The organism is Imperialibacter roseus (genome assembly GCF_032999765.1).
GTDB lineage: Bacteria > Bacteroidota > Bacteroidia > Cytophagales > Cyclobacteriaceae > Imperialibacter > Imperialibacter roseus.
The window spans coordinates 1,439,323-1,460,417 of sequence record NZ_CP136051.1 but is presented as its reverse complement, the minus strand read 5'-3'; the positions used below and the strand labels follow the sequence as shown (position 1 = coordinate 1,460,417).

The following is a 21,095-nucleotide window of genomic DNA, read 5'->3' as shown; positions in this document are numbered from 1 at the left end:
TCATCAGCAGAATAGGCCATCCTGCTGTCCCTGGCTATGAAATTTATTACATTTAACATATGAAAACTCGCCTCTGCCTGGTTCTTGCCCTTATGGGGTTTATTTCCTGCTCAACACCGCAGCAAACCGACAACAAAGTTTATACAGCCTTCACCGGAGCCACTATTATTGATGGAACTGGCGCTGCGCCTATCCAAAATGGTGTGCTGCTGGTAGCCGATGGCCGCATTGCGGCAATGGGGACAAAGAATGAGGTGACTTTGCCCGACAACATCACAGTGAATGACCTTTCGGGCAAGACCATCATCCCCGGTCTTATCAATGCACATGGCCACGTTGGTGATGTAAAAGGCATAGAAGGTGGGCATTACTCAAAGCAAAATGTGATCGATAACCTCAGCCTTTTTGCCAGATATGGCGTCACCACAGTGGTCAGTCTGGGGGCCGACAAAGGAGAAGCGGTAGCATTGAGGGCAGTAGCAGATACGACAGCCACGCAAAGAGCCCGTTTGTACATGGCTGGCGAGGTAATTTCCGGCAATACTCCAGAAGAGGCTGTTGCCGTAGTAGATCAAAATGATGCCATGGGCGTCGACTTTATGAAAATAAGGGTGGACGATAACCTTGGCAGCAGCGCAAAAATGACTGAGGAGGTCTATCAGGCAGTGATCAACCGCTCTCATGAGCTTGGTTACAAAATAGCCACTCATATGTACTACCTCGACGACGCCAAGAAGCTACTAAGAGCTGGTTCTGACTTCCTCGCTCACAGTGTTCGTGATCTTCCGGTAGATGATGAGCTCATTGGCCTGCTCAGAGAAAAGAAAGTTTGCTACTGCCCTACCCTCACCAGGGAGCTTTCCACTTATGTTTATGAGGACACGGCAGCCTTTTTTTCGGATCCATTCTTTTTGCGCACGTATAACACCAGCGTTGTTGAACCACTGCTTGATCCTGCCAGGCAGGCGCAAATAAGAAACAACCCTAGCGCCCAAACCTACAAGCAGCAGTTACCTACCGCCATGGCCAATTTGAAGACACTTTCTGACAACGGCGTCACCATTGCCTTCGGCACCGACAGTGGCATCCCCACCCGCTTTATCGGCTACTTCGAGCATCTGGAAATGGCCATGATGGCTGATGCTGGGCTAAGTCCCATGCAAATCATTGTGTCGGCCACCAGCGACGCAGCCAAGTGCCTCGATCTCAAAGATGTTGGCAAGCTTGTGACTGGCTATTGGGCGGATTTTGTGGTGCTGGATGCCAATCCACTGGAGGACATTAAGAACAGCAAGAGCATTTCAGGGGTTTGGATTGCAGGAGAGGAAGTGAAATAAACCTGACAGGCCCCTGACGCCATAGTATTTTCCTCAAGCATTCGATAATACTTCAAAAAGTCTATTCTTTGATGACCTTAAAAACTTCATTGTTCACTCTAACAAAATAAAGCCCCTTCTTCCATACCCCAGTGGCCAAATCAAATGAGGTTTCTGATAAGTGCCCCTGGAAATAAATCCTGCCGGATATATCATAGATAATGAGCTCATCTGTCGGGTCGGCCAGGTCAACATACAAATGTTCGTTAAATGGGTTGGGGCCATAGGTAGTTCCATCTTGCCCCTTTGCCCCCGACAGATCAACAGCTATATTAGCCGACGTAAGCTGCTCGTCAAAAACTGAAAACTGATAGATACGGTAAATGTTTCTTATGTTCCCAGGGTTTTCGTGAACAAACTGGTAACTGACCGGTTCATTTTCTTTACCGATCGCTGGAATAGTATCAAGAATACCATTATCAGCCAAAACCAAGACGTAATAGCTGACATTGTATTCATAGTCGGTTTCCCAGGTTAGGTTAACTTTTTTCTCGTCGATTTCAGCCGAAAACACCAGACGAGGACATTCATTAAGATGGGCCAACACCTCCTCTGAGGACATATATTCATTGATCTCATACTTACTCTTGCTACTCCAGGAGCCTCCACTCAAATCTGCCGACATGATGTAACCTGTTGTTGGATCATGCCCGGCACCAAATCCATGACCGACTTCATGAACAATAGTCGCCACAGTGTAAGAGAGTGATGACTGTTCCTCTATTAGCACTATGCCAAGTGAGTTTTCTGGCCCAGCGAAGAGATGCCCTATAAAATTACCCGTTGGATAATTGAACTGGGTGATACCCATGGTGAAATCGAACAGGCTGGCTGAAATTCCCTTTTCCTCCAACCAGTTTCGCAAATGAAAGTTGATGTCGCCAAAACTTTTGACACTTGGGTCATCTCTTGCTGGAAATGGGCTTTCATCAATAGGAATTACGAGCTGTTTGATCCTTAACTTAAAGTCAATATCAAAGCTTATAAAGTAAGTTTGGACAATAGCAAACCACTCGATCATTTTCGCTTCAGCGATTGCAAATTGCTCTGGAGAGGCATTGAGTGCAAGATCAGTTACTAATTGAAATTCAATAAGCTGACAAGAAGTATATGCCAAGCGTGCTGGCTGTAATGGTGCTCCCCTGTTTACCATAGCTTCAAATCCACAAATCCCACCATCGGCTAACTCAATTGGCTGAAGCATCGAAAAACTATACTTCCCAGTCGCCTGTCTGGTAAGCTGGTAAGCTTTACCATCATCAATCCAGTTAACGCTGTTGATTCTCTTATCTACTGTAGTCGCAGTAAATTGACTTCGCTCACCCAAGGAATACCCTTCCCATAAATCAACTTGGCTCGCTTTCCATCCCCTGCCTGTATAAATGCTATCATATTGCTGAATCTGACTTCTACGCCAATGAACCTGATACTCACCCGTCGGCAAGTAAAGCCGACTTGTCTGATTTTTCGTGATTTGCCCCCCTCGGATGAGTCCAGTTTGCGACGTAAATCGACTGCTGGCCTGGTCTGGATCTGCCACAAACCTCATATCATTTTGCGCAATTGCAGAAATGCTTATAGCGAGACTGAAAACAAACAGGATGATTTTCATTAAAAAACCTCTCTGAAAGTGGATGTTTACTTCATAAATGTATGAAAAACAGCATTATATTTCCTCCCAATCTTTTCAAAAAACAAAGGTTTCCTCAAGGAATTTAATCGTCTCGGAACCGGAAGCTGGCAGTTTGATTAGTCCCCGGCCAATGCTTGATGGCACCTTCGCATGTCGTTTCAGCAGAAAAAGACCTCTTGTGTCCCTTCGAATCTGCCGGTATGGCATTAATTTTTTAGGGAAGGCCACCAATCCGACATTTACTTCGTATCTCATATATGTAAGTCGTATGAATATTACTTATTTGTAAAAAAACCGTCAGTCAACCCTTCAACCAAAAAGACCTCCATGAAAAGACTGCTTTTACCAATGTTACTGTGTTTTGCCTTAGCCTCGTGCAAGTGGGACAATGAACAAGACCTTTACCCGGAAGAAACTGGAAACGGCACCAACTGCGACGGCTCTACTACCATTACTTATTCAGCGTCGATTCAACCCATTATCTCTGCCCGTTGCCTCTCCTGTCATTCAGCAAGTGCAGCGTCCAATCTCGGCGGTGGAGTAAAGCTCGATACCTACCAAAACGTAAAAGTCAGGGCCGACAATGGCAGCCTGCTGGGTACCATCAAGCACAAATCCGGGTATCCGCAAATGCCCCAGAGTGGCAGCAAACTTTCATCCTGCCAAATCAGCCTGATAGAAAAATGGATCAGTGAAGGAACCCTCAATAATTAACACGCACTCATGAAGAGATTTTCTATTTTCACACTTTTGGCAGTTTTTACCATCGCACCATCACTTGCACAAGACCTGGATGACCTGCTCAACTCGATGGAAAGCGAAACCATCGACTATACCACAGCCACTTTCAAATCCTCCAGAGTCATCAATCTCCATTCGCCCGAAAGAGTAGCCCCAGGAGCCATGGAGTTCAGGATCTCGCATCGTTTCGGGCCACTCAATGGGGGTGCCTACAACCTGTGGGGCCTCGACCAGTCTTCGGTCCGTTTCGGGTTCGACTTTGGACTGACCAAATGGCTCATGGTTGGCGTGGGGCGGTCAACCTACGAGAAGACTTACGACGGCTTTGTGAAAGCCGCCATCCTCAGCCAGTCAACTGGCAAAAAAGTAATGCCCATTAGTGCCGTTTGGGTCAGCAATATGTCGGTAAATGGTTTGAGGTGGGAGTTGCCCGACCGCACCAATTACTTTAGCTCACGCATCGCCTTTGTGCATCAGCTTGTGCTTGCCCGCAAATTCAGCGATAGGTTTTCGGCAGAGGTTGTCCCTACATGGGTGCATTTCAATCTGGTAGATGGCACTACTGATCTCAACGACATTCCCGCTGTTGGCTTTGGAGGCAGAATCAAACTCTCTCGCAGAACAGCCTTAAATGGTGAATACATTCTGAGAGTCGCTGACAAAAATGCGCCTAACGTAGCTAACTACAACGACTCCTTCTCTATCGGTTTCGACATCGAAACAGGTGGACACGTCTTCCAACTGCACCTCACCAACTCTTTGGCTATGATGGAAAAAGGATTCATTGCCGAAAACACCGACGCATGGGGCAATGGTGGCATACATTTTGGTTTTAATGTCACAAGAGAGTTTACACTGTCCAAGAAATCGAGAATGGAATGAAAAAGACATCGAAATTAACCTTTACAGTGCTCCTCGCTCTTTTCGTATATGCAGGAACGGCCAGAGCTCAGATTTATATGCTGGAAAGCTCCAACGTACGCTTCTTCTCCGACGCACTGATAGAAGACATCACAGCGACTACCACTTCGGCTCAAGGTTTGGTCAATGTGGCCGACAAAACCTTTTCCTTCAGAGTGCCGATTAAAACATTCGAGTTCGCCAAAGACCTGATGAAGGAGCACTTCAACGAAAACTATATGGAGAGTGAAAAGCATCCCTATGGCACTTTCAAAGGATCGATCGTTGGCAATTTTGATTTTACCAAAAATGGGGTTTATGAGGTGACCGCCAGGGGCGTACTGGACGTACACGGCGTGCCGCAAGAAAGGTCAATACCGGCAAAACTCTTCGTCGAAGGAAGCGTCGTTCGTCTTGAGTCAGTTTTCATGGTCAAATTAGTGGATCATGACATCGAAATTCCTCAGATCGTGTTTCAAAACATAGCCGAGGAAATTGAAGTGACCATTAAATCGGACCTGGTGCCTTACAAAAAATAGATCACCAAACTTATTGGCCAATTGAGAGTTATAACAAGATGGCTAGTAACAAAACAATTATTATCAGGGTCGCAGTTTCAATCATCGTTTGTTTGGCGGTGGGCGCCCTCTCTGGTATTGCAACCTCATCATCAGTATCTACCTGGTACACTACCTTAAACAAGCCGCCTTTCAATCCGCCCAATTGGTTGTTTGCCCCTGTGTGGACGCTTCTTTACGCAATGATGGGCGTGGCCGCAGGTCTTGTTTGGTCCGGGGCGAAAGAATCGATCGGAGTAAAACTGGCACTGGGCCTTTTCGTGGGTCAGTTGCTTCTAAATAGCCTCTGGTCTGTTTTGTTTTTTGGTCTGAGAAACCCTACTGCTGCACTAGTTGAAATTGTGGTGCTATGGGTTGCCATCCTGCTTACTATCAATCGATTTTACCTCATTAGCAAAACTGCTGCCTGGCTACTGGTTCCCTATCTTATTTGGGTTTCGTTTGCAGCCTTGCTAAATGCATCCATCGTTATATTGAATTAGCCCTTTCAGTATATTTACCGCTTAATCTTCACGTATGAAAGCGGTTTACACCATTCTTCTGCTCATTACTTCCAACGTATTCATGACACTTGCCTGGTATGGCCACCTCAAGTTCAGGGAACTGAAGTGGTTCGAAAGCCTTGGACTTGTGGCTATCGTTTTGATTAGCTGGGGCATTGCCTTATTTGAATACATGTTTCAGGTACCTGCCAACCGCATCGGCTTCCGGGAGAACGGAGGCCCTTTTTCGCTCATGCAGCTCAAAGTCATTCAGGAGGTGATCACACTAATTGTGTTTACCGCCTTCACCTTGCTTGTTTTTAAAACAGAGACGCTTCGATGGAACCACCTGGCCGGATTCGCCTGCCTGGTGGCAGCAGTATATTTTTTGTTTAAGAAATAGCCCAGGATGGAAACGCTTTGCTTATGGCAAAATCGATTATTTTATCTGCCAATATTTTTAGAAGTTTATACTGGCATTTTAGTGACATGCCATGGGTAAATATATGGGCTTGGAATCAATGCCCTGTCTGCCTTCTTCATTGAGTTAAAAAGCATGCGATGAAAAACCACCTGGTCCTACCTCTCCTGTTGATAATTTCGATTTTAACGGGTTGCTCTCAGCCGGAAAAGCTTAAGCTTGAGGCCGACAATCAGCAAATCAACTACACAGGCCGAATCGATTTTGGAAACCCCAAGGCACCTGTTCTATTCTGGTCGGGCTCCGAGGCCACACTAACGATTAACGGCACGGGCCTGAGGGTTGAGCTTGCGGACGAACGAGGTAACAACTACTTCAATATTGTGATCGACAAAGACAGTATCAGGTATATCAGGCTAGACAGCGCAACAAAGTGGTATACGCTTGCCAAAGACCTGGAAGAGGGAGAGCACACCATTTCGCTGGTAAAAAGAAATGAATGGGACAAGGGAAGCACCACCATTCACGGGTTTGAAGTTACAGGGGAGTTGCTGCCGACTCCCAAAAACTCAAGAACGATTGAGTTCATTGGCAACTCCATCACTGCTGGCTATGCCATCGAAGATCTCACGGGTGGCGATTCGCCTGACAGTACCTACACCAACAATTACCCAACGTACGGAGCCATAACGTCACGGAATTTCAATGCTGACTATGTTTGCACCTGCCGCAGCGGCATTGGCATTATGATCAGCTGGGACCCAACTATCATCATGCCCGAGGTTTTTCCCAGGCTAAACCCAAAAGACTCAGCAAGCAGATGGGACTTTTCAAGAATAACGCCCGACCTTGTTGTGGTTAACCTCTTTCAAAATGACTCCTGGTTAGTCAATATGCCCGAGCAGCCGTCGTTCAGTCTCCGGCTGGGAGAAGCCGCACCAGGCGAAGAAAAAATCATTGCCTCTTATCAGGAGTTTATCAGTCTGGTCAGAAATGTGTACCCCGACACCCCGATTATCTGTGCGCTGGGCAGCATGGATGCCACCAAAGAGGGCTCAGCATGGCCTGGCTATGTGCAGGAGGCTGTGGATGGTTTGGGTGATTCTTTAATTTATACCCATTTCTTCCCCTTCATCGAAAAGGGAGGGCACCCAAGGGTGGCTGACAACAAAAAGATGGCAGAAAGTCTGACGTCATTTATAAGAGAAAAAGTTAAATGGTAATGGATGTAAAGCGAGACATTTTCAAAGTTATTTGGATGAAAATGGTTCTCCTGATGGCGCCGCTGGTGATCATAGCCATGAGCCTCATAGTGTCACTGGCAAAAGACTATGCTTCTACTGGCATGACACTTTTGGTTCTTTTCGTCATGCTGCTGGGCAACTATCAGGTTTTCTCATCGCTCTATCCGATTTTGGCAAAAATCACTCTTGACGAGGAAAAGGTCACCATAAAGTACCCGTTCTGGGGCAAGGAGAAAACCTTTAACTACAGCCAGCTTAAGGGGTTTAAAAAGCAAGTAGTTCCATTAAACTTCCTGGCTAAGTTTGGCCTTTTGCTTTACCCAGAAGATGGAAGAGTCGCTGAATTGTCGCCACTTTTCATCACCAACATACCTGAAATAGAGGATTTCCTTCAAACGAAAACCAACAACCTCGGCAAAGAGCCATTTCGGCTGTTCAAAACAGTCTGGGATCGCCTATTTTGGAGGTATTGACTTCATTCTTTCCAACTAAGTCCGCCATTGTGATGTCTTTAATAAAAAAACAGACTTATGCGTGCTTTTGGTGTGTTAGTAATTCTCTATGCTTTCATGTTCTCTGGCTGCGGACAAGAAGAAGGCATCAATCCAGCAGAAGAGAGCCTTGACTTCTTCGTTGATGCCAAACTCACTGGTGAGTTCCCCTATGCATTCTCAGGTGACAACGTGGTCTTCCATCGTCATTACGTCAGAGAAGACGACAAATCTATTGCTGATGATGAATACTCGGAAGATTTCTTTGTGGAGTTGGAAAATCCGGGAGAAAGTTTTGAATATACTGGTGACGAGCTAAAGAATTTGAAAACACTCTTTCTTTACTATTGTTATTGCGGGTACACGTCGGATGTTGCTTTGAAAGAGGGTTCCATCAAAGGGACAAAAAAATCCGCACGAAAATATGAACTGGACGTAGACGTGACTTATGAGTACTACCACATCGATCAAGCCTCCAAAGATACTATTGATACCTACACAAGGCAGGTGAAATACAAGGGCGTGCATCAGCAGGATGCAGTACCATCTGGCATGAGTGGTGCCAACTAGACATTATGGCTTTTAGTTTTCGTCGGCTTTTGCTGCCGCCACCGTCTGTCTAGCCTCCTTTTTATCTTCTTTACTAGCTACCGGGGCAGCCTCGTTATCGGGTGCGTGCAAAGGTATGCTCAGTTGAATCAAAATAGGAAAATGATCCGAACCGAAGGTTGGTAGTCGCTGAATCCTGTCAACAGTGAAATGGCGGGATACGAACACATGATCTAAAGGCCAGCGAAACAGAGGGTATTGGGCATGAAAGGTATTGAAAAAGCCCCGCCCTACCCTGGGATCAAGCAAGCCCCCGATCCGCTGAAACAGACGTGAGGTGTGTGACCAGGCCACATCGTTAAGATCTCCTGTGATGATCACCGGTAGCGTACACTCTTTTGCCATTCTGCCTACCAAAACCAATTCCGCATCCCTGGGCGTCGACAAGTCCTTTTCTGTTGGGCTTGGCGGTTCCGGATGAACGACAAATAGCTTTACTTGTTGGCCTCCCTCAAGGTCCAGCGTCATTTCAATAGATGGTACTTCCTTGCTTATACGGTGTTTAACAACTGCATCCTTAAACGCCACATTGCTATAAAAACAGATACCATAGGTATTGTCCAGCGGAAGAAGGATGTGCTGTTCATAAAGAGACTCTAGCTCCTTCAGCCCATTTCTCCATTTCTCGTCGGTTTCGAGTGTAACTACAATGTCAGGCCGATAATTTTTAACCAAATTAACAAACCCCTCATAGTTGGAGTTATACATTAATACATTGGCCTCCAGCAACGAAATAGACGTTGAAGAAACACCCTGATTGGTATCCTGCACCTGTTTGCTACTTGCCGGCGTATACGGATAAATGATTGCCAGCTGATAAAAAAAGGCAATTAACCCAGCCGCCCCAATGCTCAGGTCTATCCAGTTTCCATAGTCGGCCATAACAAGATGGCCAGTCAAAAAAACTAAATTCAAGACAGTTAGCTGAACATGCGGAAAATCGAAAATGCGAAAATACCAGTCATCTCTCCTCACCAATTGAAAGCTGGTGAAAAGTGACGTTATCATCAATAGCGCCGAAAAGGCTATCTTTAGGATATTCAATGAATTGGATACTTACCGTTCTACTCTCCTAAACTATTAAGATATTCCTTACCCCCAACAATCCATTGTCAATATCAAGCTCCTTTATGAAGATTACGCTGAAGATTGCTGCCATTGGTGCAGCCATATTGTTGACTATGGTCGTTTTGGTGCAGTTTTATGGCGGTAGCTTCCTCGCTGAAAAATTAAACATTCATTTTGCTCGACTAACAGAGGATAGCTACACTATCGAATACCAAAGCCTCAAAACAACTATTTTACCGCCAGGAATTACTATTCAGGCGTTAACAATATCTCCGAGAGACTCCCTTCAACCCAAGCCCTTCCTCATCAAGGATAATTTACTGGCCCCCAATATTTCAGCCGCCCAAATTTCTGTCCAAGGTATATCTCTAATAGATCTCATTTTCAAAAATAAAATTGTCGTCGGCCAACTTACGCTGGACTCGCTTGTCATTAGAGCAAATCTTGTCAACGGCAGAGACAGCAGTGAAGTCATTCGACTAAATGGGAGTAGCGAAGGCGCAGATATGAAGGTTGAGATCAAGCAACTAAGCCTTCTTTCAAACGAGTTTTTTCTATTTGAGGCAGTCAGTGATTCTTCCTCAAAGGAAATCGGCCATGGCACTATCAGCGCAGAACTTCAAAACCTATCTCCATACCTTATTGACGGGCAAAAAGAGCCAATCAGCGATGGCACAGTAAAGCTTACAGCGTTCCGCTATCTAACACCTGACGGTCTTTATAAATTAGAGTTGGACTCCGCAAACCTGGACTGGGCAGCCGAAAGCCTGGCGCTTTCGGGGTTTCATCTGATCCCGCAATACCCAAAATATGAGTTTGCACTCAAAAAAGGTCATCAGACCGGCAGAAATGACGTCGACTGCAAACTAATTATGGCCGACGGACTATCTTTCTCCCAGCTAATCAACAACGAACAACTGTCTATCACCTCGCTGCGCTTTGACTCGTTAGTTGGCAACTTCTACCGGGACAAACGACTCGGCCGTCCGGAAAACGAACCTGCCAAGCCTTTACCACACGAGTCTCTTCTGTCCTCACCACTTCCCTTCAATATCGACTCAATTGTGATCTCAGATAGCAGAGTAGTTTACCAGGAATTTAGTGAAAATGGTACAGCGGAAGGGGAAATATCATTTGATCGCTTGAACGCAACCATCACTAACATTAGATCAAACAGCCCGGAATATGCAGTTCTAAAGGCTCGCACTTTTCTCTTCGATCAGGGATTATTGCAAACGGAGATCAGGATTCCCATGAATCCTGACTCGCTCTACCACGTGCAAGGCTCGCTCGCTCCAATGAAAATCGCCACCTTCAACAGAATATTGACAAATGTGGCTTTCATCTCGGTAGAATCAGGAGAACTGGAGGAGCTCAAATTCAATTTCAGCCACAACCGCACGAACGCATGGGGAGACATCAGCCTCCTGTACCAAAACCTCGTAGTAAGCGGAACACAACAAGCCAGAGACAATTCCGACAACGTTTTTCAAGACATCAAGCTCTGGCTGTTCAATAAATTGGTTTTAAAAAGGGTAGACAAAATGGAAGCCCCACTAGTAGGGAAAATATCGGCTTCCCGGGAAATGGAAAAATCAATTTTTGCTTTTTGGTGGCACTCCCTCCTTTCAGGTATCAAACAATGCATCAACCCGTTCGAAAAGCCAGAGTAGCGACAGGCTGCCCGAGCCCTACTCTTCCTTACTCAAAAAATACGTCGACCCTTTGAATATTTTGTCCTTCAAGCTGGCATCCTTAAAGTACTCTTCTGCATTGAAGTCAGAATACACCACCAACTCACCATTGGGCAGGTAGCCCTCCACTTTAAGCGGATTACCACTTTTAACAAGGTAAGTCACGCTAAACAGCGGGCTTCCAACTGGGTTAAAATCATCAGCAAAGTTTCTATTGGACAGGTAGGCAATGCCCTGCAGGTATTTGGCGGTGTTGGCTGAGTCGGCAGGTTGACCGCCCAACAACCATTTGCCATCTGTTTTACTGAGTGTGAAGGCTGAATCCGGATACTCAAATGTCACCTGATAGACGCTGTCTCTGGTAAACCTGGCCAGTTGCTGGTTGCGATACGAGGCAGAATTGGTCGAAAGACTGGCACCCATAAAGTTGGCCGCTGAATAAACTTCCGGCTCCTCAAACAGCCTGACGTAGGTACTGAACTGCCGCTGCCCTTCCATATTGAACCTTCCCACAACCAGGTCAAGTGTTTTCTCACCTCCTTCAAAAACTTCTACCCTCGTGCCGGCGCTATCGACCTCGTAGTCTTTCCACTTCGACTCATCTTTGGCTACCAGCCTGCTTGGCTTCACTGACATCAGGCTATTCAAAATACCTTTAACGCTCGAAGACGTTGCGGCCACATTCTTTCCTGCCGGTGTATTCACTCTCCACTGGTTCTCCCCCTTTTCCACCACGAGTTGATCACCGTTGGCTTCGATCTGCAGTTTTGTTACGGCAGCAGTATCAATCTTCACCAGCTCCGACCTAAACGACTTACTTCTACCCCTGTCTGTTGTGAACTGAACCACAAAGTAAAGAGCAATGAGTATCCCAAGAACACCCAATAGTTTCAATGTACTTTTCATAATTCGTGTGATTTTTCCGCTTTACGAACAAATACTACTCAATGAATCTAATAACTGCCGGCTGCCCACTGTTGCCGCTTGCGGTTGTTTCTTTGCTTCCGCACAAAAGCATAAATGAGCAGCAGCAGTATTGGAAGCAGCACATTGCCATATTTTAGAAGCTCCTTTGTGCTATCCTCCAGCTGAACCAGTGGCCTGGCCGTTACTCCCTTGGTTCGAAGGTCAATCAAACCCGTGTCGTCCGACAGCCAGTCGATGGCATTGGAAGCAAAGCTCACATTGTCGGCATTGAGCTGTTGCTGCTGCCCTTGCGGCCCATTGATAATAAATTGACCATTCGACACCACCACCATCTTCGAAGATGCAGTACCACTCAGGGGGCCTTCAACAGCCATTGCCACTGGCAGCGAGCTGTTTTGAAAATCATTCTCCGTCCACTGTCTTTGTATGTCGACAGTAGTCGGCGGACTAACCAGGCCGGAAAGCTCGGAAGTCATGAGCAGGCTGGTTGAACGAAAGGTGGTATCAGTCTTAGTAAAGTTAATCGTGCTGGCAAAAGGCAGAAAGACTGATTCAAGTCCTTTGGAAGCAGGATGGTCGGAGAAGTTTTTAATGATAGGAAAGTAAGGAAAGGCAATTTGCCGGTTCATTGTAAACTGCCCCATTTGCTGCCGTACTGAGACCGGCGCATTCTCCGCATCTACCACAAACTCCCTTCCCATTTGAATGCCCAGCCTTGAAAGCCAGCTGCTTACGCCTATGTCGTTCGCAGTCGACAAATACGCCTGGCTTAAGTCGCCGTTCAGGTTGCTGTAGGCGACGAACATGGCACCACCATTGGCCAGATACTTATCGAGCTTGGCGAAATCTGCCTGCGGAATGGTATCTTTTGGATTGATCCATGCCAGCGACCTGTAGTACTGCGGTACTGCGGCCGAATCAGAAAGACCAAAAGGCTCGATCTCATAGAGCACCGACAGCTGTTGGTATAGCTCAATCATTTCCTCCAAAGGTGCCTCTCCATGCCCCTGTATCAAACCAATCTTAGGTTTGTCGGCTATGGCTATTTTTTTAATAGCCGTAGTAAGGGCGTATTCCATGGCTGCTCCAGGCTGTATCAAAGGAATAATCTCCTTGCGGTCGCCCATCTGAATGATGGCTCCGAGGTAAGCCCTCATTTGTTTCATCTGATCCTTTTCCCGCACATTTACCATTACCGGATTCACACCGGCTTGTTGCGCTTCCTGCTCTTTCTGCTCATTTTCGTTTGGGTTCAAAAACTCGTAGACCAGATAGCCGTCCGACCTGTTCTCGTATTCCAACAGCAAATCTTCAAAATCCTGACGGGTGCTCACAAGCTGCGTGGGCAAGTCTTCCGAAAAATAGGCTTTCACAGTGACCACCTCAGGCAAATCTTCCAATATATCTTTAGTGGCCGTGCTGAGTGTGTACCGCTGGTCTTCGGTAAAATCACCTCTGAAGTACAGTTGACTCGACAGCAAGTTGACTACCACAAGAATGCCGGTCACGATAGCCAATTGAATAATTACGTTTCTTCCCTTCATGTCAGTAGTTGTTTAAGATTGCCAATTGCGACGTGAAAGCATTGCCTGGGAAAGCAATAAAGAGATAGCTATAAGAGAGCCAAAGTAGATCAGATCACGAGAATCGATTACTCCTCTGCTCATGGAATCGAAGTGGGTTTGCATGCTCAGGTAATAGAATACTCCACCCACAGCACCCCTAAAACTGGATCCAAGCACATCGAATAAGATCTGAAAGAAAATTCCAATAAAAAGTGCCATTAGAAAGGCGACGATCTGATTACTTGTGGTGCTGCTGGCAAATAGCCCGATACCGATATAGGCTGCCGACAGCAAAATGAGTCCAAGGTAGCCTCCGATAATGCCGCCGTGATCCACATTACCCAACTGCGATACAGTTATGTAGTAAGGCAGCGTGCACAGCAGGGCGATAGCCACCAGCAAAAGGCAGCCGAGAAATTTACCTACAACAATTTGGAAATCGGACACGGCCTTTGTCGACAGGAGCTCAATGGTTCCACTTTTATTTTCTTCTGCCAGGGTCCTCATAGTGATGGCCGGGATAAAGAAGAATAAGGTCCAGAACGAAATTCCGAAGAAAACCTGTAAGCTGGCCTGGTTGATCATAAATATGTTGCTTCCGAAAAGCCAGGTAAAAAACCCGCTCATTCCCAGAAAAATGATAATCATTACATAAGCGATCAAAGAATCGAAATAGGAGGCCAACTCTCTTCTGGCAATGATCCAAATCTTGTTCATATCAGTCGTTGTTGGTTATTATTAAAACGATATTCGGTTTCTGAGGTGTAAAGTCATGTTGTGTTTGCCGGGCTTGCCGCAGTTCGGTGTTGATGCAGCCAAATCAGTTGGTCAGCTCTCTAAACACGTCTTCCAGTTTGGTTTCGTGACCTGTCATTTCCAACAAGTACCATTTTTTCGATACACACAGGTCAAACACCTCTTTTCTGGACGAAACATCAGGCTTACTCCGAACTGAGAAGAAGCCGGCTTTTCCCTCCACTGGCTCGACAGTTTCTACTGATGCCAGCCCAAGCAGCGCCTTTTTGACGTCAGCATCGGCAGCCTCAATTTTAACAGTCAGCAGTTCTTTGCCCTCGGCCTGACTTCTCAATGTGTCGGAGGTGCCGTCTGCCACAATCCTGCCCCTGTTAATAATCAGAATGCGGTCGCAGGTGGCCTCTACTTCCGAAAGGATATGAGAGCTAAGAATCACCGTTTTTTCCTTGCCCAGCTTTTTTATCAACTTCCTGATCTCTATGATTTGGTTGGGGTCGAGGCCGGTGGTTGGCTCATCCAGTATCAAAATTTCCGGGTCGTGAATCATGGCCTGTGCAAGCCCTACCCTTTGTCGGTACCCTTTAGAGAGCTCACTTATTTTCTTGTGACGCTCTCTTTCCAAACCGCACATGTCTATCATATCGCCTATTCTGGAGGGTATTTTTGCCTTGCTCACCCCCTGTATTTCGGCGCAAAACCGCAGGTAGTCCACAATCGCCATGTCAGTGTAGAGTGGATTATTTTCGGGCAGGTAGCCTATCTTCTTCTTTATGTCCTCCTGCTCATTAAGGATGCTCAACTCGTCCAGCCTGACATCGCCACTCGTGGGTGCCATGTAGCAGGTAATCATCTTCATGGTGGTGCTTTTCCCAGCACCATTTGGCCCCAAAAAACCAACTACTTCACCGGTATTAATTTTGAAGGAGATATCATTAACTGCCTTCTGCTCTCCATATTTCTTGGTCAGGTTCTCGACAACTATTGACATGATTTTTCTGTCTTAAAAAACAATTAAGAAGTTTTCAACAACTACCAGTTTACGTGTACAATTCCAAAGAATTCTAGGAAACGGTGGCAATTTTATAAAAGCCTAAAGTTTTTGTCAAGTTTATATCAAAGGCTAATTGTTAAAAAATATTAAAAAAATATGGCACATGTAAAAGACCCATTACTGATATTGCGTTGTTATTTCAGACGATAGCGGGAGTCGAAAATCAGCCTGCTTTCTTTTTCGCCAGCTATTAATTAATAAGTTGTTAACTCTTACGCTTGACTGTAGTGAATTTCACTAAAGCAGGCCTTTTTGTAAATTCAACTTTCATGAAAAGAAGCAGAGGAACGCCCACCAACACTGGCAAGGAAACAGAAATTAATGAAAGCATTAAGGCCACCATGTCCAACCCCTATCATGGAGTAGCGTTGATAGACAAGGACTATTCTATTCAAAAGTTTAATCCCCATTTTGAGAGCTATTTTTCACAAATTACGGGTATAGCACCAAGGAGAGGGCTTTCAGTTATCAATTCGCTTTTCGCAAAAAATAAAGAAGCCACTTCCTCGCTTTTCGAACAGGCACTTAGCGAACAAGATGAAATAAGTGGTATAAGTATCAAAGATACTCACTATAGCATTCGTCTTGAGCCAGCGCTTGATAGAAAGGGAAACTTAATTGGTGCCTTCCTTTATTTAATAAGTGAAAACGATGCTAGTGACAGTGAGCCCACAAAAGTTCAAATGAACTTTCAGGCCCTTCTGGAGACCAGCGGCGATGCAGTCATTGTTTTTTCTCCTGAAGGCAAACCAATTTATGTGTCGCCCTCTGTTGAGAATATCCTGGGCTATACGCCAGAAGAGACGATGCTGCTCGACATTTATTCAAGCCTTCATCCGGACGACGTACCTGGCAATCAAAAAGTGATGGAGAAAGCGATTCTCAACCCGGGCATTCCGATAAAAGGACATCGTTCAAGAATTATTCACAAAGACGGTAGCTACCATCTTTATGATTCAACCGTCGTCAATCTGCTTAACGACCCCTCAATTGGGGGCATTGTCGACAATATTAAAGAGGTTACCGAACCTACGCCTTTCGGTGGATTGGATGCCAAATTTACGAACCTCTACTTGAATGCTATTGAAGACTCAAAAATAGGTGTTTGGGAAATTGATCTCATATCTGGCAAGTCGGTAAGGAATCGAATTCATGATCAAAGTTTTGGGTACAGTGAAGAGCTTGCTCAGTGGGATTTACCGACTTTGCTTCAACATATCCACGTGAAAGACCGGTTGGCTGCGAAAGAAGTTTTCGAAGCGGCCAAAACAGATGGCTCCTTCGACTTTGAAGCAAGGGTAATTTGGCCTGACCAATCCGTCCATTGGCTTGCACTAAAAGGAACTTATGTGAAGAGCTCCGAAACCAGAACAGAAAAGCTTAGCGGGTCGGTAATTGATATCACTCTGCGTCGGAACAATTTTCAAGCACTTCTCAATAGCGAAAGTCGCCTAAAAAGCATAATTGATAATATATCGGAAGGTTTGGTAATTGCCAACAAAGGGGGCAGGCTTCTTTACTGGAACGCAGCAGCGATCAAAATGCATGATTTCATGTCTTTGCAAAGTCCTCCCCAAAATTTTACCGAATTGCTTAAGTACTTTAGGGTGGAGCAGCTAAATGGAAAGTATTTGCCCGTCAGCAAATGGCCACTACCGAGGCTGTTGAACAATGAAAATGTGGATGGGCTGGAAGTAAGAGTGCGAAGCATTAAAAATCGCTGGGCAAAAATTTTCAGGTACAATGGCGGCTCATTTGCAGACCGTGAGGGAAACCTGGTTTACTTTCTCACCATTAGCGACAGGACAGAACTAAGCAATATCAAAAAGCACCTGCGTGACAGTGAAGAAAGGTTTTTAGACGCCTTCCATGCAAGCCCAGTAGCGCTATGCATTACAAGCAACAAAGACGCCATCTGTCTCGAGATCAACAAGAATGCGGAAGAATTGCTGGGCTACAGCTACGAAGAATATACAGGCAAGCCAATTCTAACACTCAACGGTGTGCCCCTGGCCGAAATCAAAAAAATATTTAGCCGAAAGGGTGAGCCATCAAAGTCCAGAGAAAGCAAACTCTCAATCAGCACAAAACGAGGACAAAAAAGGCTGATACTTTTTTCGGTTGAACAGGTCATGCTCAATGGTGAGGAATGCAGATTAACAGTTTTTGTGGATATTACGAATAGCAAATAGCCCAGGCTTGTGCAAAGTCAGATGTTGGATCAATCTCCTGACTTCATCACTGGGACACCCAATCTTCTTGGAATAATTGGATAAGGTTTTTTTGCTCTTGGGTTTTATCGAGGAGCATAAGTTTGGTTTCCTGAGATTGCGGCATGTTTAAAGTCAGCCCGAATATCGTTTTCATAATATCGATGGCTTTTTCAGCGCTGATCGATGCCTCCTTGTCTTTTAGCTTTCGTTCCAGTTCTTTGTAAAGCTTACAAGCAGCGAAGGCGATACAGATGTGGGCTTCAATTCTTCTTTTCTTGTAATGGTATATCGGTCTTATCCTTAAATCGGTTTTCGTTATTCTAAATGTTCTTTCGACTTGCCATAACTGGCGATAATAGTCCATGACTGTTTGAGCTTCCAGTCGTGTATTGGTGATGTATCCTTTCAGGCCGTCCCACTTTGAGTCGTCTTTAAATTTTTGTTCATCAATGGTGATCTTTATATCTCCTTCTAGCCTGAGGTATTTATTATAGCCTTTATTGTTGATGTGCTTTTTGGTGAGCTTGCCCGTGTTCAATTGCTTTTTAAGACGTTCTAACCCCTTGGATCTGTTTTTGGCATCATTGGCCGCCCTTGCGGTAGAATATTGGACGATTATCCGTAAGCCATCCTGCCTGACTATTTCTACATATTGTTTATCACTAAGACCTGATGTAAAGATTTTTTGTTTGATAGCTTCACTTTCATTCTTAATCCTGGCTCCTATTATGAAGTTGTAATCTGCTGCTTGTAGTGTGGTTATGTTCTTGTTTGACATAAGACCTGCATCGGCAACTACAATGAACTGTTGGGCATTGTACTTGTTTTTGAAAGCTTCTATGACAGGAAGCATCGTATGGCCTTCAAACTTATTGCCTTCAAAAATCTCATAATCGAGTGGATAGCCTTGCTCTGCCACCAAAAGCCCCAGCACTATTTGTGGGTTACTGTGCTTGCCATCTTTGCTAAAACCGGCTTTTCGCAAGTCATCTTCGTCAGCAGCCTCAAAATATAGAGTGGTTACATCGTAAAAGACAACTCCCAGCTTTTTACCCAAGATGTTCACAGTATGATGGAAGCTTATTGCTTTGATCTGCTCTATGTCCTGGGAATGAAGTTTATCCATAAACCGGTAAACTTCATTGACATGAAGGCTAATGCCTTTGTACTTCTGAAGATAATCAATGGTCTTTAACTTGCTAACAGGATAAACTAATCTGGAGATGACCAAGTGTCTAAAAAGCTCTCCCTTTACTCTATTAAAACCTATTTCATCAAAGAGCTTCCCTAATATTAATTCCGGCCCCAGTAATTGTAGCTGCTCGATATTGTCATAAACAGCTTTGAAAAAATGCTCGTCAGTGCCAACATTGAAATCAAGAACAGATTGGCCCCCATAACAACGAACGTATTCTCTAGCTTGAATCATCAAAACGTCAACCTCAGATTTGCTCGAAGAGCTTCCTATGGTTTTATGCACTCTATAGCTACCCGAACTTTTGTCGATCACCTGCACACTAATGACACCTGACTTGTTCTTCTTCTGCCTGATAAACATGGCACAAATCTAAAAAAACAGCGCCTGGGACACCCAAGACACCTAGAAAAACAAGCCTCATCTTAAAATAACAAACCTTTTGACTTTTTTGAGAGCAAAATGATGAAGTCAGGAAAAGCTTAGCGGGTCGGTAATTGATATCACTCTGCGTCGGAACAATTTTCAAGCACTTCTCAATAGCGAAAGTCGCCTAAAAAGCATAATTGATAATATATCGGAAGGTTTGGTAATTGCCAACAAAGGGGGCAGGCTTCTTTACTGGAACGCAGCAGCGATCAAAATGCATGATTTCATGTCTTTGCAAAGTCCTCCCCAAAATTTTACCGAATTGCTTAAGTACTTTAGGGTGGAGCAGCTAAATGGAAAGTATTTGCCCGTCAGCAAATGGCCACTACCGAGGCTGTTGAACAATGAAAATGTGGATGGGCTGGAAGTAAGAGTGCGAAGCATTAAAAATCGCTGGGCAAAAATTTTCAGGTACAATGGCGGCTCATTTGCAGACCGTGAGGGAAACCTGGTTTACTTTCTCACCATTAGCGACAGGACAGAACTAAGCAATATCAAAAAGCACCTGCGTGACAGTGAAGAAAGGTTTTTAGACGCCTTCCATGCAAGCCCAGTAGCGCTATGCATTACAAGCAACAAAGACGCCATCTGTCTCGAGATCAACAAGAATGCGGAAGAATTGCTGGGCTACAGCTACGAAGAATATACAGGCAAGCCAATTCTAACACTCAACGGTGTGCCCCTGGCCGAAATCAAAAAAATATTTAGCCGAAAGGGTGAGCCATCAAAGTCCAGAGAAAGCAAACTCTCAATCAGCACAAAACGAGGACAAAAAAGGCTGATACTTTTTTCGGTTGAACAGGTCATGCTCAATGGTGAGGAATGCAGATTAACAGTTTTTGTGGATATTACGAATAGCAAATAGCCCAGGCTTGTGCAAAGTCAGATGTTGGATCAATCTGTATTTCTGGGGATCGAATGTTTCGTTTGTTGTTAAATAAAAAAGTAAAACTGGTTCAATGCGTCTCGCCAGGCCGGGCTTCTCCAGTCAGTTAGGCTTGGATCTTTTGCTTTTTTATGACCACTTGGGATATTGGATTTAAAGGGCGACCTCCCCAGATTTTCCCGCTTGATCCCAGATGTTGACTATTTCTACGGCCCACAAAGCTTAGGGGACTTGTTGCGAATAGACTTGGCAGCTATTTAGCCGCAGTCTTACCGAGCATCTTCCTAATCAGGCTTACCTGCCCAATGTGATATGCCTCGTGGCTAAGGTATTTTACTATCACATCACCCTTTTCTCTATCGAGGCGTCCCTGGCTATCCCATTCTAAAACCCAGGCGGAGATGTCATTGAACTGTTCCTTGAGAATATCAAGGCACTTCAACCAGTCAATAGTCTTCGGCATTTTTCGGGGATCACCAGTCTTGCCATAGTACTGCTTGAGTTCCTGCGGAAAAGTCATCTCGCCTGTCAGGTCTTCCAGCAAAGTATCTCTTTGAGAAGCAATATGGCCCACGATCCAGTGAATATTGTTGATGTTATCGTGAGTGAACGCCAGTGTTTCATCAACTGTGAGATCCGCCAGCAATGATTCTATTTTTTTCTGATTGAATTCGAGACTGGAGATAAGAATATGAGACGACATAAAAAGCTTTTTGCGTACACGAAGATAGTAAGATGCGCCCAATAACTGCCAACAATCAGCCTGAAATAGGCAAAATAACCTAAAAACAGGAGCGATTACTTGACTTTCGGCTAAATAAAGTGTCGTCAGGTAA

20 protein-coding genes and 1 pseudogene are annotated in these 21,095 nt (G+C 45.1%); 13 read left to right on the top strand and 8 right to left on the bottom strand.

What is annotated here, in order from left to right; all coding sequences use genetic code 11:
- Positions 1-59: 59 nt before the first annotated feature.
- Positions 60-1,337, top strand: a complete 1,278-nt coding sequence (locus tag RT717_RS06330; protein ID WP_317490897.1) for an amidohydrolase family protein — start codon at positions 60-62, stop codon at positions 1,335-1,337.
- Positions 1,338-1,398: 61 nt separating this feature from the next.
- On the opposite strand, the gene RT717_RS06325 is transcribed toward RT717_RS06330, so the two are convergent.
- On the bottom strand, positions 1,399-2,988 hold the full coding sequence (locus RT717_RS06325; protein ID WP_317490895.1) for a T9SS type A sorting domain-containing protein: 1,590 nt from the start codon (positions 2,986-2,988) through the stop codon (positions 1,399-1,401).
- Positions 2,989-3,336: 348 nt separating this feature from the next.
- On the opposite strand from RT717_RS06325, the gene RT717_RS06320 reads away from it, so the two are divergent.
- The 8 genes from RT717_RS06320 (at position 3,337) to RT717_RS06285 (ending at position 8,436) form a co-directional block, all read left to right on the top strand.
- The gene (locus tag RT717_RS06320; RefSeq protein ID WP_317490893.1) at positions 3,337-3,723 is read left to right on the top strand and encodes a hypothetical protein; all 387 of its coding nucleotides are present in this window, start codon (positions 3,337-3,339) and stop codon (positions 3,721-3,723) included.
- A 9-nt stretch (positions 3,724-3,732) separates the two neighbouring features.
- Positions 3,733-4,632 carry a DUF5777 family beta-barrel protein gene (locus RT717_RS06315; RefSeq protein ID WP_317490892.1) on the top strand — a complete coding sequence of 300 codons (900 nt, stop codon included), beginning with the start codon at positions 3,733-3,735 and terminating at the stop codon, positions 4,630-4,632.
- Entirely contained in the window at positions 4,629-5,189 is a 561-nt protein-coding gene (locus RT717_RS06310; RefSeq protein WP_317490891.1) for a YceI family protein, read from the top strand. The genes RT717_RS06315 and RT717_RS06310 overlap by 4 nt, the downstream gene beginning before the upstream one ends.
- A 38-nt stretch (positions 5,190-5,227) precedes the next feature.
- Positions 5,228-5,710, top strand: coding sequence for a TspO/MBR family protein (locus RT717_RS06305; protein ID WP_317490890.1), 483 nt, complete (start codon positions 5,228-5,230; stop codon positions 5,708-5,710).
- Between the two features lie 34 nt (positions 5,711-5,744).
- Positions 5,745-6,113, top strand: coding sequence for a DMT family protein (locus tag RT717_RS06300; protein ID WP_317490889.1), 369 nt, complete (start codon positions 5,745-5,747; stop codon positions 6,111-6,113).
- 158 nt (positions 6,114-6,271) lie between these two features.
- Positions 6,272-7,354 carry an SGNH/GDSL hydrolase family protein gene (locus tag RT717_RS06295; protein WP_317490888.1) on the top strand — a complete coding sequence of 361 codons (1,083 nt, stop codon included), beginning with the start codon at positions 6,272-6,274 and terminating at the stop codon, positions 7,352-7,354.
- Positions 7,354-7,848: a hypothetical protein gene (locus RT717_RS06290; protein ID WP_317490887.1), complete on the top strand. Its 495-nt coding sequence runs from the start codon at positions 7,354-7,356 to the stop codon at positions 7,846-7,848. Before RT717_RS06295 ends, RT717_RS06290 begins: the two co-directional genes overlap by 1 nt.
- Before the next feature lie 57 nt (positions 7,849-7,905).
- Complete coding sequence (locus RT717_RS06285) at positions 7,906-8,436, top strand: hypothetical protein (RefSeq protein WP_317490886.1); 531 nt, start codon at positions 7,906-7,908, stop codon at positions 8,434-8,436.
- 12 nt (positions 8,437-8,448) lie between these two features.
- Here the strand turns inward: RT717_RS06285 and RT717_RS06280 are convergent, their stop codons facing one another.
- Positions 8,449-9,519 carry an endonuclease/exonuclease/phosphatase family protein gene (locus RT717_RS06280; RefSeq protein WP_317490885.1) on the bottom strand — a complete coding sequence of 357 codons (1,071 nt, stop codon included), beginning with the start codon at positions 9,517-9,519 and terminating at the stop codon, positions 8,449-8,451.
- Between the two features lie 86 nt (positions 9,520-9,605).
- On the opposite strand from RT717_RS06280, the gene RT717_RS06275 reads away from it, so the two are divergent.
- Complete coding sequence (locus tag RT717_RS06275) at positions 9,606-11,216, top strand: AsmA family protein (protein ID WP_317490884.1); 1,611 nt, start codon at positions 9,606-9,608, stop codon at positions 11,214-11,216.
- Positions 11,217-11,234: 18 nt separating this feature from the next.
- On the opposite strand, the gene RT717_RS06270 is transcribed toward RT717_RS06275, so the two are convergent.
- From RT717_RS06270 to RT717_RS06255, 4 genes are all read right to left on the bottom strand, one after another.
- On the bottom strand, positions 11,235-12,143 hold the full coding sequence (locus RT717_RS06270) for a DUF4340 domain-containing protein (protein WP_317490883.1): 909 nt from the start codon (positions 12,141-12,143) through the stop codon (positions 11,235-11,237).
- Between the two features lie 47 nt (positions 12,144-12,190).
- Positions 12,191-13,708, bottom strand: a complete 1,518-nt coding sequence (locus RT717_RS06265) for a GldG family protein (protein WP_317490882.1) — start codon at positions 13,706-13,708, stop codon at positions 12,191-12,193.
- A gap of 12 nt (positions 13,709-13,720) precedes the next feature.
- Complete coding sequence (locus RT717_RS06260) at positions 13,721-14,446, bottom strand: ABC transporter permease (protein ID WP_317490881.1); 726 nt, start codon at positions 14,444-14,446, stop codon at positions 13,721-13,723.
- A gap of 103 nt (positions 14,447-14,549) precedes the next feature.
- Complete coding sequence (locus RT717_RS06255) at positions 14,550-15,473, bottom strand: ATP-binding cassette domain-containing protein (protein WP_317490880.1); 924 nt, start codon at positions 15,471-15,473, stop codon at positions 14,550-14,552.
- Positions 15,474-15,805: 332 nt separating this feature from the next.
- On the opposite strand from RT717_RS06255, the gene RT717_RS06250 reads away from it, so the two are divergent.
- A complete protein-coding gene (locus RT717_RS06250; RefSeq protein WP_317490879.1) occupies positions 15,806-17,728 on the top strand; it encodes a PAS domain-containing protein in 1,923 nt (640 codons plus the stop codon).
- A gap of 46 nt (positions 17,729-17,774) precedes the next feature.
- On the opposite strand, the gene RT717_RS06245 is transcribed toward RT717_RS06250, so the two are convergent.
- Entirely contained in the window at positions 17,775-19,307 is a 1,533-nt protein-coding gene (locus RT717_RS06245) for an IS1634 family transposase (RefSeq protein ID WP_317490279.1), read from the bottom strand.
- Between the two features lie 133 nt (positions 19,308-19,440).
- Between RT717_RS06245 and RT717_RS28485 the strand changes: the two are divergent.
- Both RT717_RS28485 and RT717_RS06240 read left to right on the top strand, forming a co-directional pair.
- Positions 19,441-19,584: pseudogene (locus tag RT717_RS28485) on the top strand (PAS domain-containing protein); the annotation flags it as partial.
- Between the two features lie 51 nt (positions 19,585-19,635).
- Positions 19,636-20,238, top strand: coding sequence for a PAS domain-containing protein (locus tag RT717_RS06240; protein ID WP_317490878.1), 603 nt, complete (start codon positions 19,636-19,638; stop codon positions 20,236-20,238).
- A 274-nt stretch (positions 20,239-20,512) separates the two neighbouring features.
- Here the strand turns inward: RT717_RS06240 and RT717_RS06235 are convergent, their stop codons facing one another.
- Complete coding sequence (locus RT717_RS06235) at positions 20,513-20,962, bottom strand: DinB family protein (protein WP_317490877.1); 450 nt, start codon at positions 20,960-20,962, stop codon at positions 20,513-20,515.
- Between the last annotated feature and the right edge of the window lie 133 nt (positions 20,963-21,095).

What these genes read in the sequence shown, in the direction of transcription:
- RT717_RS06305 (WP_317490890.1), top strand. Translation starts at nt 5,228, where the DNA reads ATGGCTAGTAACAAAACAATTATTATCAGGGTCGCAGTTTCAATCATC.
- RT717_RS06235 (WP_317490877.1), bottom strand. Translation starts at nt 20,962, where the DNA reads ATGTCGTCTCATATTCTTATCTCCAGTCTCGAATTCAATCAGAAAAAA.
- RT717_RS06260 (WP_317490881.1), bottom strand. Translation starts at nt 14,446, where the DNA reads ATGAACAAGATTTGGATCATTGCCAGAAGAGAGTTGGCCTCCTATTTC.
- RT717_RS06320 (WP_317490893.1), top strand. Translation starts at nt 3,337, where the DNA reads ATGAAAAGACTGCTTTTACCAATGTTACTGTGTTTTGCCTTAGCCTCG.
- RT717_RS06300 (WP_317490889.1), top strand. Translation starts at nt 5,745, where the DNA reads ATGAAAGCGGTTTACACCATTCTTCTGCTCATTACTTCCAACGTATTC.
- RT717_RS06250 (WP_317490879.1), top strand. Translation starts at nt 15,806, where the DNA reads ATGAAAAGAAGCAGAGGAACGCCCACCAACACTGGCAAGGAAACAGAA.
- RT717_RS06295 (WP_317490888.1), top strand. Translation starts at nt 6,272, where the DNA reads ATGAAAAACCACCTGGTCCTACCTCTCCTGTTGATAATTTCGATTTTA.
- RT717_RS06275 (WP_317490884.1), top strand. Translation starts at nt 9,606, where the DNA reads ATGAAGATTACGCTGAAGATTGCTGCCATTGGTGCAGCCATATTGTTG.
- RT717_RS06270 (WP_317490883.1), bottom strand. Translation starts at nt 12,143, where the DNA reads ATGAAAAGTACATTGAAACTATTGGGTGTTCTTGGGATACTCATTGCT.
- RT717_RS06315 (WP_317490892.1), top strand. Translation starts at nt 3,733, where the DNA reads ATGAAGAGATTTTCTATTTTCACACTTTTGGCAGTTTTTACCATCGCA.
- RT717_RS06265 (WP_317490882.1), bottom strand. Translation starts at nt 13,708, where the DNA reads ATGAAGGGAAGAAACGTAATTATTCAATTGGCTATCGTGACCGGCATT.
- RT717_RS06245 (WP_317490279.1), bottom strand. Translation starts at nt 19,307, where the DNA reads ATGTTTATCAGGCAGAAGAAGAACAAGTCAGGTGTCATTAGTGTGCAG.
- RT717_RS06330 (WP_317490897.1), top strand. Translation starts at nt 60, where the DNA reads ATGAAAACTCGCCTCTGCCTGGTTCTTGCCCTTATGGGGTTTATTTCC.
- RT717_RS06325 (WP_317490895.1), bottom strand. Translation starts at nt 2,988, where the DNA reads ATGAAAATCATCCTGTTTGTTTTCAGTCTCGCTATAAGCATTTCTGCA.
- RT717_RS06310 (WP_317490891.1), top strand. Translation starts at nt 4,629, where the DNA reads ATGAAAAAGACATCGAAATTAACCTTTACAGTGCTCCTCGCTCTTTTC.
- RT717_RS06255 (WP_317490880.1), bottom strand. Translation starts at nt 15,473, where the DNA reads ATGTCAATAGTTGTCGAGAACCTGACCAAGAAATATGGAGAGCAGAAG.
- RT717_RS06290 (WP_317490887.1), top strand. Translation starts at nt 7,354, where the DNA reads ATGGATGTAAAGCGAGACATTTTCAAAGTTATTTGGATGAAAATGGTT.
- RT717_RS06285 (WP_317490886.1), top strand. Translation starts at nt 7,906, where the DNA reads ATGCGTGCTTTTGGTGTGTTAGTAATTCTCTATGCTTTCATGTTCTCT.